We start from the raw sequence: 13,697 nt of genomic DNA on the forward strand, positions 1-13,697 counted from the left end.
CCGCGTCCCCGCGTCCCCGCGTTCTCTACGTTCCTGCGGAGCAGCCTCATGTCCTCCTTCGAGCTCGTCCCCGGCGCCCCCGCCTCCCCCGTGATCCTGCACGTGCCGCACTCATCGCGGCGGATACCCGCCGATGTCCGCCCCGGCATCGTCCTGGACGACGCCGCGCTGGAACGGGAGCTGGACCACATCACCGACTCGCACACCGCGGAGATCTCCGAGGCGGCGGCCGGCCTGGCCGGTGTCACGCCCTGGCGGTTCGTCAACCGGGCGTCGCGGCTCGTCGTCGACCCGGAGCGGTTCCCCGACGAGCGGGAGGAGATGACGGCCGTCGGGATGGGCGCCGTGTACACGCGGACGTCGCACCGCCAGGTGCTACGGGCCGACGGCACCGACCCGGAGCCGCTGATCGAACGGTACTTCCGGCCGTACGCGCGGGCGATGAGCGACGCGGTCGCCGACCGGCTCGCGGCCACCGGGCGGGCCGTGATCATCGACGTGCACTCCTACCCCACCGAGCCGCTGCCCTACGAACTGCACGGGGAAGGGCCGCGCCCCCCGGTATGCCTGGGCACCGACGGCTTCCACACACCGTCCGAGCTGCTCGCCGCCGCCCGGGAAGCGTTCGCCCGGTGCGGACGGACGGGGCTGGACAGCCCGTTCAGCGGGACGTACGTGCCGCTGGACTTCTACGGGAAGCGGCGCGAGGTCGGCGCGCTGATGGTGGAGATCCGCCGGGACACCTACATGACCGAGCCGGGCGGTCCGGCCGGGCCCGGGCTCGCCCGCCTCGCCGAGTCGCTGGCGGCTCTCGTCGACGCCGTATCGGGCTGACCGGCGGCCCACCCACCGGCCGGGGCACTCCCACGCGACAGCCGCGCCGGGGCGCGGTGAAGGTGGGCGCATGGCGCAGGCGATCACCGACGCCCCCCGGTTCGGGCGGGCCGAGGTGACGAAGCGGCAGATCACACGCCTCACCCCGCACTTCGGGCCGCGCCCCGGCTCGCCCGCCTCCGCCGACCAGCCCGACCACAACCGGCTGCGGGGCACGGTCGCGGGGGCGTTCACCGCAGGCGCGACGAACGGGCTGCGGCCCCGGGCGCGGGAGATCGACGGCCTGGTGGACGGGTCGTCCGGACCGGCCGCCGGCGGACCTGGTCGACCGGGTCCCAAAGCCGTTCCCGATCGCCGTCGTCAGCGAGGTGACGGGCGTACCGGCCGCCGACCGGGAGTGTGTGCACTCCTGAACGCGGCAGATCATCTCCACCTCCGGTGGCGTCGAGGCCGCCGAGCGGGCGAAGCGGGGACTGTACGGGTGGATCACGGACACCGTCCGCGCCCGCGCCGGCAGCACCGGCGACGACGCGCACTCGATGCTCGGCTCAGCCGTGGGCCGGGGCGAGGTCGGCGAGACGGAGGCGGTGGGCCTGGCCGGGCCGCTGCAGATCGGCGGCGAGGCCGTCACCCACAACGCCGGCCAGATGCCGTACCTGCTGCCGACCCGCCCGGCGCCGCGAGACCATGACCCGCGGGCCGCGCACCCCGCCCTGCGCCTGGTAGGCCGTCGCCGCGGACCGGCGGCTCAGGCGCGCAGCCACTCCGTCACGACCACCTCCCGGCCGGTCCGCAGCCGCAGCGCGAACGGGCCGGTGGGCGGGGCCCCGCCGGTGAACCGGCCCATGTCGTCCGCCGTCAGCCGCGCATGGGCCAGCGGACCGTTCAGCACCTCGATCCGGGCCGGCCCCGGCGGCAGCACCTGGCCGATGAGACCGTCCGCGGTCACCTCGACGTCGACGGTCACCTCGTCCGCGCGGAAGGTCAGCATCCGCGGCGGGTCCGTCTCTCCTCTGACCGGAATGGCGTCGACCAGCGAGTCGAAGGTCAGCTCGGCGACGCGGGCGTCGAGGTCGTGCAGGGCGAAGGCGTCGACGGCGATCTGCCGCAACCCGGTCGGGACCGGGTCCAGGATCGCGGCGGCCTGCCGCAGCTCCTCCTCCAGCAGCCCGGTGCCGAGTTCCTCGTCGGTGAACGTACCGTCGGACGGTTCGTCCCCGAAGTCGTCGTTCATGTCGCTCATATCGTCCCCCGTGCCTCTAGCCGGGCCCGCAGCCGGCGCAGACAGCGCTGGCGCATCGGCCCGATGCTGCCCACCGCGATACCCAGCGCGGCGGACACCTCCTGGTAACTGGGCGGCGGCGAGGAGATCAGCACGCGCAGCAACTGGCGGCATCGCTCGCCCAGTTCCTCGAACTCCTGCCACAGCCGCCGCACGCGCTCGGTCTGCGCGGCGGCCTCCTCGGAGTCGAGCACCGACTCCTCCGGCGTACGGTCCTCGCTCGGCCGGTCGAGCAGCTGCGCGTCGTCGGTCGGCGTCCACCGCTTCGACGCCCTGATCAGCTTCAGGCACTCGTGCCGTGCCGTGCTCGCCAGCCAGGAGCCGGTCTTCTCCGGTTCGCGGATCCGCCCCAGGTGCTGGGCGAGCCGGAACCAGGCTGTCTGGTACACCTCGTGCGCGTCGGCGTCGGACAGCCCGTGGGCCCGCACGACGGACCACACCAGCGGGCCCAGCCCGTCCACCAGTGACTTCCAGGCCGCCGCGTCCCCGTCGGCGGCAGACTGGACGAGCACCCCGACATCTGCACGGTCCACGGTCCCACCCCTCGTGTACGACACGCCATCGTACGCCGTGGAGTGGGTGGTTCCGCCCGCCATGAGGCCGCTCACGCCTCACCGGACGGCGGGTCGAGGGTGACGGGGCGCCAGGTGGGCGGCAGCAGCGCCGGTACGTGCGCGCCGCGCACCTCCGCGTACTCGGTGTTCGCCGCGAGCAGTTGCTTGAGGGCCGCGCGCGGGTCCCGCTCCTTGTGCGCCGTCATGTGGGAGGCGACCAGGCCGGCGACGACTGGGGTGGCGAAGGAGGTGCCGCTCCACTGCGCGTGCCCCTCGAACATCACCTGGTCCGGCTTGGCGGGTGCCTCGCCCGGCTCGCTCAGGACCCCGTTGTGCGGGGGGTACTGGCAGGTGCAGGCGTAGCCGAAGCCGTACCGGCAGGCGTCGTAGGTGGAGTGCTGGTAGACGTACGGCACGGGTGTTCCGAAGCCGGTGAGGGCGCTGGTGAGGCGCTCGCCGGGGGCGTAGGCCTTGACCCAGCCGCCGTGGTTGCTGAAGCAGGCGCCGAACTCGCCGTCGGCGCGCAGCGCGCCGACCGACAGCACGGAGTTCTCCCAGCCGGGCAGGTCGGCGTAGGCCGCGGGCCAGAAGGGCGTGGCGCTGGCGTTGTTGCCGGCGGCGGCGACCAGCAGGGTGCGCCGGTCGCGCAGTTCCTCCATGAAGGCGTGCACGCCGAGCAGACCGTCGACGCGGCCGTTGGAGGTGCCGGCGGAGAGGCTGAGGACCTCGGGCCAGCCGCTCCGGTCGACGGCCTCGAAGAGCTTCTCTCCCAGCTCCGACTCCAGGATGGCGCCCGCGTCGTTGAGGGTGTTGCGGACGGTCACCTCGGTGTTGGGGGCGACGGCGGCGACGAGCCCGGCGATGAACGTGCCGTGGCCGACGTACTGCTGGAGTATGCCGTCGTCGTCGCACTCCCTGAGCTGGGCGTCGCCGTCGGTGTGGGCCAGCAGCGGGTAGGACCGGTAGTCGTGCATGAGGCCGGTGTCGATGACGAGGACGCCGACGGCGGTCCCGGCGTCGTACGGCGTCCCGTCGGCGGCCGGGTTCGGCGGCTCGCTGATCGGGACGGGGACGGGCTCGTCGCCGGGGCAGGCGTTCACGGCGATGGAGACGACGTGGTTGCGGCTGATCAGCCGGCGGCCCGCGCGTCCCTCCACGGTCCTGAGCGAGCGCAGGGCGTGCGCGACGGTGGGATCCCCGCCGCGGTCGCCCTCGCCCGGATCGGCGACCCGGATGCGGGTGATACCGGTGCGGTTGGTCTCGGGGCTCGCCCGGCGCACGTGGTCCGGGGTCAGGCCGGCCATCGTGGTGAAGTGGTCGCGCACGGTGTCCTCGACGAGGCGGGCCTCCTCACCGTCACGGGCGAGGACGACGCCCTTCTCGTAGAAGAACTCGGCGGAGTCGTCCGGCCCCATCGCCAGCGGGACGTCCGGCATCGAGCGCTGGATCTGGTCGAACTGCTCGCGGAAACGCTGTGGTGCCATGGCATGTCCTCCACTGAGACGGCGGCGGTGATGGTGCGGTCGCGTCGACGGTCGTGGCGACGGTCGACAATCAGAGTCCCGGGGCGTCTGATTGATACAGACTCGGACCTGTGTGGTGCGGTTCCGGAGCACTACCATCCGTGGAGTGACAGCGGGAAGCGACTCGGTTCTCCAACTGCTGCCGATGGTGTTCGCCGCCCCCAACGAAGCGCTGGCGCGGGCGGAGGGCCTGCTCGGGGCCGATCCCTCACCGCTGCACGCCTCGATCGCCCATCAGGTGATCGGCATCTGGCAGCGGGACTTCGGGGACACCCGGCGGGCTCTGGCGCATCTGCGGCGCGCCCGCGATCTCGCGGCGCGCGCCGACTCGGCCGAGCGGGAGGCGGACGTACTGGCCACGCTGGGTGTCGCGCTGGTGCACTCCGGCCGCACCCGGGAGGGCCTGGCCGCCTTCGAGCGGGGCGTGGCGCGCGGTACCGGGCACACACGCGCGCGGGTGCTGTACCGGCGGGCGTACGTGTGGTGGGTGCTGGGCCGGCACGGCGAGGCGCTGGAGGACGTACGGCGGGCGATTCCCGTGCTGCGGCAGGCGGACGACGTGATCTGGACGGCGCGGGCGCTGACCCTGCGGGCCACCGTGCACCTGGCGCTCGGCGCGGTGGAGCGGGCGGACGCCGACTTCACCGCGGCGGAGGCGCTGTGGGACACCACCGGCCAGGAGCACGACAAGGCGGACGCGGTGGAGAGCCGAGGGCTCGCGGCGTTCCGGTCCGGTGACGTGCCGGCGGCGCTGCGGTTGCTGGACGAGGCGGAGGAGCGGTACGCGAAGCTGGGCACGCCGACGTTCATGCTCACCATCCGGCGCTGCGAGGTGCTGATGGCGGCGGGACTCGCGACGGAGGCGCTGACCGAGGCGGACGGGGCGATCGCCGCGCTGGACGGGATCGGCGGCCAGTCCACCCGCAAGGCGGAGTTGCTGCTGGTCGCGGCGCGGGCGGCCCGGCTGGCTGGTGATCCGCGGACGGCGCTGGCGCGCGCGGCCGTCGCGGTACGGCTGTTCGCCGGGCAGCGGCGGACCTGGTACGAGACGCACGCCCGGCTGGTGCTGATCGAGGCGCGCGTCGCGACGGGGCGCGGCTCGGGCCGGCTGGTCGCGGACGCGGCGGAGGTCGCGGAGCGGCTGGCCGCCTTCGGGGCGCCGGCCGCGCCGGAGGCGTCGCTGCTCGCGGGCCGGATCGCGCTCGGGCTGGGCTGGACGGCGGACGCCGAACGGCATCTGGCGGTCGCCGCGCGCAGCCGGCACAGCGGGCCGCCGCTGGCGCGGATGACGGGCTGGGCGGCGCAGGCGCTGCGGGCGGGGTCGGCGCGGGGCGTGCTGGAGGCGTGCCGGCGGGGTCTGGACGTCCTCGACGACCACCGGATGACGCTGGGCGCCTCGGAGTTGCGGGCACGGGCCACCGCGCAGGGCGCGGAGCTGGCGGCGCTGGCGCAGCGGGCGAGTCTCGTCTCGGGCGGGCCGCGGCGGCTGCTGGTGTGGAGCGAGCGCTGGCGCGCGACCGTGCTGTCCGCGCCGCCGACCCGGCCGCCGGCCGACCCCGCGCTGCTGAGCGGCATGACGGCGTTCCGCGAGATCGCCGCCCGCGCGGAGGAGGCCCGGACGGACGGCGGCCGTCCCGTCCCCGCCCTGGAGCGCGAACAGCGCCGCCTGGAACGGGAGATCCGTTCCCGAACCCTCCACATGCGCGGCGAGGCGCCGGGGGACGGCGACCGGTTCGACGTGGGGCGCCTGCTGCGGCGGCTGGGCGACGACGTGCGGCTGGTGGAGCTGGCGGTGCTCGACGGACGCGTGCACGTACTGCTGTGCGGGCAGGGACGGGTACGGCGGTTCGAGGCCGGCTTGCTGGCCGATGCGGAGCGGGAGGCCGAGCACGTGCAGGCCGGCCTCCGGCGTCTGGCCCACCCGGGCGCGGAGGCCCGGCTGCCGCTGGTGGAGGCGGCGGGCGCGCGCCTCCAGGAGCTGCTGCTGGGCCCCGCCGCGGCGCACCTCGGCTCCGTCCCGGTCGTCGTGGTCCCCCCGGGCCGGCTGCACCGGGTGCCCTGGGCCCTGCTGCCCGCACTGCGCGAACGGGTCCTGAGTGTGTCCCCGTCCGCGAGCAGCTGGCTCCGCGCGAGGGAGACCGCGCCCCCGCGGAGCGGCCGTCAGGTCCTGGTGCGCGGGCCGGGGCTGGCGAGCGGCGGTGCCGAGGTACCGGAACTCGCCGACCGGTACGGAACGTCGCCGCGGACGCCGGGCGGCGAGGAGGCTTGGGCGGCACGCGGGGCCCGGCCCGCCGGACCGGAGGGCGGCGCCGGGCGGCGTGAGGAGCCCACCGTGCTGGAGGGGTCCGCGGCGCGGGTGCCGCGGGTGTTGCGGGAGCTGGACGGGGCGGCGTTGGCGCACATCGCGGCGCACGGGACGTTCCGCGCGGACAGCCCTTTGTTCTCGTCGCTGCGGATGGCGGACGGGCCGCTCATCGTGCACGACTTCGAGCGGCTGGACCGCAGCCCGTACCGGATCATCCTGTCCTGCTGCGACACCGCCCGCTTCGCCTCTGTCGGCGCGGACGAGTTGCTCGGGCTGGTCACCGCGCTGCTGCCGCTGGGTACGGCCGGGGTGGTGGCGTGCAGCGCGCCGGTCAACGACGCGGCGGTGGTGCCGCTGATGCTCGCGCTGCACAAAGGCCTGGACGCGGGGCTGTCCCTGGCGGAGGCGCTGCGCGACGCGCGGGCGGCGCTGCCGGACGACGCGGTGCACCAGGCGACGGGGTGGGCGTTCTCCGCGTTCGGGGCGGCCTGAGCACCGGCCTGTCTCCGTGGCCCCTCCGCGGTCCCTCCGCGGCCCCTCCGTGCTCAGGCGGATTGCGGCTCGGGCAGCTCCATCAGCCAGGGCAGGGCGCCGCGGTCACCCGCGCCGAGGCGGGTATAGGCGCCGTAGAGGTGGTTGCCGACGGTGCGGACGGAGAGGGTGAGTCTCTCCGCGATCTGCCGGTTGCTCAGACCGGCGGCGGCGAGGGTGACGATCTGCCGCTGGCGGGCGGTGAGTTCACCGAGCACCAGACCGGACAGTGCGGGGGTGCGCGCGCCCTCGCAGCGCCGGGCGAGGGCGACGGCACGGGTGCGGGCGGTGCGGACGGCGCCCGGGACGCGATGGGCGCGTACCGCCTGGGCGTGCGCCTCGGCCGCGAAGAGCAGGAACCCGCGCCGTTCCAGCTCCTCGGCCACGCGGTCCAGCGCCGGTCCGTCGCCCCGCACCAGGGCGTCGGCGTGCGCGGCGAAGACTCCGGTCAGCCGGCCGGCCGACCCTTCCGGGGCGCCGAGCCGGACGGCGTCGTACGGGTCCCCGGTGCGAGCGGCCGCCCGGACCGCCTCGTCCAGGTCGCCGCGTGCGGCGGCGGCCCAGGCCGCGGCCGCCCCGTGGCTCTCCGCCGTCGCGTCGCCCGACTGGGCTGCGGCCAGGGCGAGTTCCTCGCGGCACCACGCGTCGTCGGGGCCGGCGCGCAGGCCCTCGCGGGCCCAGGCCGCGGCCTCGCGCAGCCGGCCGCGCAGGCGTGCGAACCGGGCGCGGAGCGCCGCGTACTCCACCGGCAGGGGCGCTCCCTCGGCCACCAGCCACTCCCCCACCGGTGTCTCCACCGCCCGTACGTCGCCCTGCTCGATGCGCAGGGACAGGGTGGCCCGCTCGGCCACCAGTGCGGACGCGCACTGGTCCGGGGTGCGGGCCAGCCGTCGGGCCCGGAGCCGGCCGGCGGCGGCACGCAGGACGGGGCCGTGCAGGGGGTGGGCGAGCCGGGTGGCACCGTGGTCGTCGACGGCGACCACGCCCTCGGCCTCCAGCCGTTCCAGGGTCCATATGTCGAAGGCGTCCAGGCCGAGGGGAAGGGGCTCGGCGAAGGCGAGGCGTTCGAGCGTCTCGCGTTCCTCGATGCGGGCGCGGTCGAGGACGTGGGCGGTGCGTTCCCGTACGGCCGCGGTGATCGGGACCGGTCCCCGCCACTCCCGCTGGTCCGTGTCCGGGACCCGTGCGAGCAGCCCTCGCTCGCACACGGCGGTCAGCAGCTCGCGCAGCAGCCGCAGGTCTCCTTGGCACAGGCGGTGCAGCCGGTCGACGGTGAGCGGCTCGACGGCGCCGCCCGCACCGGCCGCGAGCAGGTCGACGGTCTCCTCCCGGGGCAGCGGGTCCAGGGAGAGGCGCGGCAGCAGCTCACCGGACCACAGCCGGGACACCGCGCCCGGCACGGGGACGCCTTCCGTGGCGACGACCAGGAGCCGGGTGCGGCCGTGCAGGGCGAGTTGGTGCACGAGTGCGGCGGATGCGTCGTCGAGCAGATGTGCGTCGTCGACCAGCAGCAGCCGGACACCGGACAGGAGTTGTACCGCACGGTGCAGGGTGACGGTCTCGGGCAGCAGGTGGGCGAACGCTGCGAAGGGGATCTCCCGGGTCTCGGGTGTCCCGGCCGCCCTGGCGCAGTCCGTGCCCCGGACGGCCTCCGACACGAGCCTGCTCTTGCCGCAGCCCGCCGGGCCCGTCACCACGATGCCGCCGCGTCCGGCTGTCAGGGACCGGCGCACCAGTTCCAGTTCGTCCGCCCGTCCGGTGAACGGCCAGGGCGTCTGAAGGGTCTTCGGGTCCCGCGGAGAAGTCGTCACGGCAACATGAGTCGGCATACTCACCCCTGATACAGGGTGACTTGAGTAGCCCCCGACTCAGGCGTCCGGGCCGCCCCGGACGGCAGTCTGGGGGTCATGACCGCACGCTACTGCTCGCTCGCGCAGCAGCCTGCCCCCGTGTTCGCGCCGGGGCTGGCCGCAGAGCGCCTCGCCGCGCTCGTCGGCGGACAGCGGATGTGGGTCAACGGCACGGTTCTGCACTACTGCTTCCTCGGTGGCGACACCGACTCGTCCGTCGTTCCCATGCCGGGCACCGGCCGGCCCCGGCGGGTGTCGTGGGTGGGTACCGACGAGCAGCGGGACGTGGTGCGCGACTGCTTCCGGGAGTGGCAGGACCTCGGCATCGGACTCGTCCTCGCCGAGGTCGGCGACCGCTCGGAGGCCGAGCTGCGGATAGGCTTCCAGCCCGGTGACGGCTCCTGGTCGGCGGTGGGCAAGGACGCGCTCCGGGTCGGACTGAACGACCGTACGATGAACTTCGGCTGGGACCTGACCGCGTCCGGGGAGCGCGCGACGGCGCTGCACCAGATCGGGCACGCGCTCGGCATGCTGCACGAGCACCAGAGCCCGTTCGCCGGCATCCTCTGGGACGACGAGGCCGTCTACGCCGAACTGGCGGGCCCGCCGAACCACTGGAGCCGGGAGCGGACGTTCCACAACATCCTGCGCAAGCTCGACACGGACGAGGCCAACAACCCGGTCTGGGACCCGCAGTCGATCATGGAGTACCCCTTCCCGTCGGGGCTGATACTGGAGCCGGAGCACTACCGTTCGGGGCTGCACCCGCCCGGCACCCTGTCCGCCGCCGACAAGGAGTTCGCCCTGCGCTGGTACCCGCCCACCGCCCGGCCGGGCCCACTGGTGCCGTTCCGTTCGGTGCCGCTCGGTCTCGGTCCGGGCGAGCAGGCCGACTTCCGCGTGGATCCGCCGGAGACCCGGGAGTACACCGTGGGCACCTTCGGTGACAGCGACGCCGTCGTCGTGATCTTCGAGGAGCGGGACGGCGTGCCCCGCTACCTCGCCGGTCTGGACGACGGGGGAACACCCCGCAACGCCACGATCAGGGCCCGCTTCGTCAAGGGCCGCCGCTATGTCGTCCGGGTGCGTCTGTACTCCTCGTGGGGTGCGGGCGAGACGGCGGTCATGTGCTGGTGACCGCGCGGCTCCAGAGCACCCGGGCGCCACGGCCACAGACCGGCGCCGGGGGACGGCCGGGGCACGTCGCCTTCGGGGGAGGGTGACGTGCCCCGGCTACGCCGTGTCCGCCGCGAGGGGGCGGCGGACACGGCGACGACCGCTGCGCGGGGTGCGTCGCGCGTGGGTACCTCGGACAGCCCCGACTCGCGGGAGCGGATGGCGGGCGCCCAGGTCGGCTACTTCAGTCACCAAGGAGGGCCGAGGGGCAAGGTCGTGAGCGGCGCAACGACAGAAAGGCCGTTCCCGCTGTTCGGCGGAAACGGCCTACGACCTGCGAAGAAAGCAAGTCGGGACGACAGGATTTGAACCTGCGACCCCTTGACCCCCAGTCAAGTGCGCTACCAAGCTGCGCCACGTCCCGGTGCGCGGCCCACGTTGCGTGTGATCGCGCTGGTCAAGACTACCTCATCCACGCTGCGGGGCGGAGCCCGCGAGGGCGTCGTCGGAGGACGGGGCGCCGGCGCTGTCGTGCGCCCCCGTGAAACCTCCCGATGATCACATCGCGAGACGGCTTTGCGTCGCGCCGCCCACCAGGCGTTACCTCGCACGGTGCGAACCGAACGACCCGAACACCGCAGCGCCGACGCCACCGGCGACCGCTCCGCGCGGCGCGCCGTGACCGTCTTCCCGATCCTCGTCCTCGCGGCCGGCGCCCTCGGCCTGCTGCTCCCCGGGAGTTTCACCGGGTGGAGCGAGTCGGTGCCGTACCTGCTGGGTGTCGTGATGTTCTGCATGGGCATCACCATGACCCCGGAGGACTTCCGCGGGGTCGCCAAACGGCCCTGGGCGGTGGCCCTCGGGCTGGTCGCGCACTACGTCATCATGCCGGGACTCGGCTGGGCCATCGCCCACCTGCTCGACCTTCCCCCGCAACTCGCCGCGGGCGTGATCCTCGTCGGCTGCGCGCCCAGCGGCACGGCCTCCAACGTGGTGACGTACCTGGCCCGGGGTGACGTCGCCCTGTCGGTCTCCGTCGCGACCGTCTCGACGCTCGTCGCCCCGCTGGTCACGCCGCCGCTGACGCTGCTGCTGGCCGGCGAGTACCTCCCGGTGGACGCCGGGTCCATGGTCACCGACATCCTCAAGACGGTGCTGCTGCCGGTCCTCGCCGGCCTGGCCGTACGGCTGCTGGCGGGGCGGTTCGTGGAGCGGGCGTTGCCGGCGCTGCCCTGGCTGTCCGCGCTGACGATCTCGGTGATCGTGGCGGTGGTGGTGGCGGGCAGCGCCGACGCGATCAGGTCGGCCGCGGGGCTGGTGTTCGTCGCCGTCGTGCTGCACAACGGCCTCGGGCTGGCGCTCGGTTACGGCGCGGGGCGGATCGGCCGGCTCGGCGAACCGGCGAGCCGTGCCATGGCCTTCGAGGTCGGCATGCAGAACTCCGGCCTCGCGGCCTCCTTGGCCACCGCCCACTTCAGCCCGCTGGCGGCCCTGCCGGCCGCGGTGTTCTCCGTCTGGCACAACGTCTCCGGCGCGGTCACCGCGGCCTGGTTCTCGCGCCGGGGGCGGTGAGCCGCGGTCGGCTGAGCGGGGTGCCGGGCCACCGGGTCGCCGGCCCTCGTGGGGTGCGTCCGGAGTCCGCCCGACCGCCGACGGTGCTCAGTGCGCGCCCATCAGCTTCCGGTCGTCCGGGTCGGCGGCGGCCGCCCGCTTCGCCGTGCACAGCGCCGCCACGCCTATGCGCAGACCCGGAAGGCAGCGCGCCAGCCGAGCGGCTCGACGATCCACAGGGCCACGTAGGCGGAGCGGACGCCCCCGCGTGGTGGGCGGTCATCAGCGGGCCGACGGTGAGGGCGGCGCGGCAGCGCGGGGCGTAGTCGGAGACCATGCTGATCGCGCTCGGCAGCAGGCCGCCGAGTCCGACACCGGCGACGAAGTGTCCGCACACACCACCGGATACGACACACCCTGTCACCCCCGAAGCCTCCTCTGCCCCGGTTAACGTCACCGCATGACCCACAGCTTCGTTGTCCGCGTCCCCGACGCCGAGCTCACACCCGAGCCCCTCTCCCCCGCGCAGATCGTGTCCGGCACCCCGGAGGTGACCGGCAAGGTGGTCTGGGAGTCGGCGGACGGCCGACAGGTGCGCGGCGTCTGGCAGATCACCCCGGGCGTCGTCACCGACACCGAGGCGGACGAGATGTTCGTCGTGCTCAGCGGGTCGGCCACGATCGAGGTGGAGGGCGGCCCGACGCTGACGGTGGGGCCGGGCGACTTGGCCGTGCTGCGCGAGGGTGACCGCACGACGTGGACGGTGCACGAGACGCTGCGCAAGGCGTACGCGATCAACGTCGGATAGGACCCGCGGCCGGCGGCCGCGGCCCGACGTCCTCGACCACGCGCCCCCTCCCTCTCCCCTGTCCCCCCGCTCCCCCTGTCCCCCTCTCCCCTGCCTCCTCCGCTCCTTTGTCCTGTCAAAAGGTTGACATGATGCCTCTGCTCGCCGAGGGTGGGCGGGACAGAGCAGGGACCGGTCCGAAGAGGGGCTTTCATGGTGGACGCACTGGGTGTCGCCGTCGTCGGTTTCGGCTGGATGGGCCGGGTGCACACCCAGGCGTACGCCCGTGTCCGGCACCACTACCCGCACCTCGCCCTGCACCCGGAACTGGTGACGGTCGCCGAGGACGTGCCGGGGCGGGCGGAGGAGGCCGCCGCGCGGTTCGGGTTCGCTTCGACGACCCGGGACTGGCGCGACGTGGCCGCCGACCCGAGGGTGAGGGCGGTCAGCATCACCGCTCCGAACTTCCTGCACCGCGAGATCGCCGTCGCGATGGCCGAGGCCGGCAAGCACATCTGGATCGAGAAGCCGGTCGGCCTGACCGCCGACGACGCCCGTGCGGTGGCGGACGCGGTCGCCAAGGCCGGTGTCCAGGGCGCGGTCGGCTTCAACTACCGCAACGCGCCCGCCGTCGAGGCCGCCCGCGAGCTGATCACGTCCGGGGAGATCGGCACCGTCACACATGTCCGCATCCGGCTCTTCAGCGACTACGCGGCCCATCCCGAGGCCGCGCTGACCTGGCGCTACGAGCGGGAGCGCGGTGGCAGCGGGGTGCTCGGCGACCTGGCTTCGCACGGTGCCGACCTGGCCCGCTTCCTGCTCGGCGACATCGCGTCGCTGACCGCGGACACGGCGATCTTCCTGCCCGAGCGGGCCCGCCCGGCCGCCGCCACCGCCGGTCACTCCCTGGCCGCGGGCGGCGAGCCCGGCCCGGTCGAGAACGAGGACTACGTCAGCTGTCTGCTGCGCTTCGCCTCCGGCGCCCGCGGTGTCCTGGAGGCCTGCCGGGTCTCGGTCGGCGAGCAGAACAACTACGGCTTCGAGGTGCACGGCACCAAGGGCGCGGTGTTCTGGGACTTCCGCCGCATGAACGAGCTGGGCGTCAGCCGCGGCACGGCGTACCAGGACCAGCCGGTCAGTACCGTCTACGTCGGCCCCGCGCACGGCGAGTTCGCCGCCTTCCAGCCGGGAGCCGCGAACGCCATGGGCTACGACGACCTCAAGGTGGTGGAGGCCCACCGCTTCCTGCGCTCGATCGCGGAGGGCACCCCGCACGGAGCCACCCTGCCGGACGCTGTGCACAGCGCGGCCGTACTGGACGCGATGGCGCGGTCGGCGGAGCGAAGGGCTTGGACCGAGGTCCG

The 13,697-nt window shown here is 74.3% G+C and carries 11 protein-coding genes, 1 tRNA gene and 1 pseudogene; 7 read left to right on the forward strand and 6 right to left on the reverse strand.

Features of this window, described 5'->3' with window-relative positions; all coding sequences use genetic code 11:
• Positions 1 to 48: 48 nt before the first annotated feature.
• Complete coding sequence (locus EBH09_RS04760) at positions 49 to 834, forward strand: N-formylglutamate amidohydrolase (protein WP_121745714.1); 786 nt, start codon at positions 49 to 51, stop codon at positions 832 to 834.
• 76 nt (positions 835 to 910) lie between these two features.
• Positions 911 to 1,508, forward strand: a pseudogene (locus EBH09_RS38585) (cytochrome P450); the annotation flags it as partial.
• Positions 1,509 to 1,582: 74 nt separating this feature from the next.
• On the opposite strand, the gene EBH09_RS04770 reads toward EBH09_RS38585, so the two are convergent.
• Genes EBH09_RS04770 through EBH09_RS04780 form a run of 3 tightly spaced genes read right to left on the reverse strand, consistent with a single transcriptional unit; the run spans position 1,583 to position 4,154 of the window.
• Positions 1,583 to 2,077, reverse strand: coding sequence for a hypothetical protein (locus EBH09_RS04770; protein ID WP_121745715.1), 495 nt, complete (start codon positions 2,075 to 2,077; stop codon positions 1,583 to 1,585).
• Positions 2,074 to 2,712: a sigma-70 family RNA polymerase sigma factor gene (locus EBH09_RS04775; RefSeq protein ID WP_193776108.1), complete on the reverse strand. Its 639-nt coding sequence runs from the start codon at positions 2,710 to 2,712 to the stop codon at positions 2,074 to 2,076. Before EBH09_RS04775 ends, EBH09_RS04770 begins: the two co-directional genes overlap by 4 nt.
• 8 nt (positions 2,713 to 2,720) lie before the next feature.
• Positions 2,721 to 4,154, reverse strand: a complete 1,434-nt coding sequence (locus EBH09_RS04780; RefSeq protein WP_121745717.1) for a S8/S53 family peptidase — start codon at positions 4,152 to 4,154, stop codon at positions 2,721 to 2,723.
• Positions 4,155 to 4,338: 184 nt separating this feature from the next.
• Here EBH09_RS04780 and EBH09_RS04785 point away from each other — a divergent pair, with 184 nt between their 5' ends.
• A complete protein-coding gene (locus EBH09_RS04785; RefSeq protein ID WP_193776172.1) occupies positions 4,339 to 6,990 on the forward strand; it encodes a CHAT domain-containing tetratricopeptide repeat protein in 2,652 nt (883 codons plus the stop codon).
• A 53-nt stretch (positions 6,991 to 7,043) separates the two neighbouring features.
• Here the strand turns inward: EBH09_RS04785 and EBH09_RS04790 are convergent, their stop codons facing one another.
• Entirely contained in the window at positions 7,044 to 8,858 is a 1,815-nt protein-coding gene (locus EBH09_RS04790; protein WP_121745719.1) for a LuxR family transcriptional regulator, read from the reverse strand.
• A 78-nt stretch (positions 8,859 to 8,936) separates the two neighbouring features.
• Between EBH09_RS04790 and EBH09_RS04795 the strand changes: the two genes are divergently transcribed.
• The gene (locus EBH09_RS04795; RefSeq protein WP_121745720.1) at positions 8,937 to 10,016 is read left to right on the forward strand and encodes a hypothetical protein; all 1,080 of its coding nucleotides are present in this window, start codon (positions 8,937 to 8,939) and stop codon (positions 10,014 to 10,016) included.
• Between the two features lie 329 nt (positions 10,017 to 10,345).
• Here EBH09_RS04795 and EBH09_RS04800 read toward each other — a convergent pair.
• Positions 10,346 to 10,419 (reverse strand) — tRNA-Pro (locus tag EBH09_RS04800).
• Between the two features lie 188 nt (positions 10,420 to 10,607).
• Here EBH09_RS04800 and EBH09_RS04805 point away from each other — a divergent pair.
• Complete coding sequence (locus EBH09_RS04805; protein ID WP_121745721.1) at positions 10,608 to 11,567, forward strand: bile acid:sodium symporter family protein; 960 nt, start codon at positions 10,608 to 10,610, stop codon at positions 11,565 to 11,567.
• 87 nt (positions 11,568 to 11,654) lie between these two features.
• Here EBH09_RS04805 and EBH09_RS39795 read toward each other — a convergent pair whose 3' ends face one another.
• Positions 11,655 to 11,783 carry a hypothetical protein gene (locus EBH09_RS39795; protein WP_274595128.1) on the reverse strand — a complete coding sequence of 43 codons (129 nt, stop codon included), beginning with the start codon at positions 11,781 to 11,783 and terminating at the stop codon, positions 11,655 to 11,657.
• 223 nt (positions 11,784 to 12,006) lie between these two features.
• On the opposite strand from EBH09_RS39795, the gene EBH09_RS04815 reads away from it, so the two are divergent.
• Complete coding sequence (locus tag EBH09_RS04815; RefSeq protein ID WP_121745722.1) at positions 12,007 to 12,354, forward strand: cupin domain-containing protein; 348 nt, start codon at positions 12,007 to 12,009, stop codon at positions 12,352 to 12,354.
• Positions 12,355 to 12,546: 192 nt separating this feature from the next.
• The coding region (locus EBH09_RS04820; protein ID WP_153182608.1) for a Gfo/Idh/MocA family oxidoreductase at positions 12,547 to 13,697 on the forward strand (1,151 nt) is incomplete at its 3' end.

This window comes from Streptomyces sp. E2N166, from assembly GCF_003671715.1.
GTDB classification, from domain to species: domain Bacteria; phylum Actinomycetota; class Actinomycetes; order Streptomycetales; family Streptomycetaceae; genus Streptomyces; species Streptomyces thinghirensis.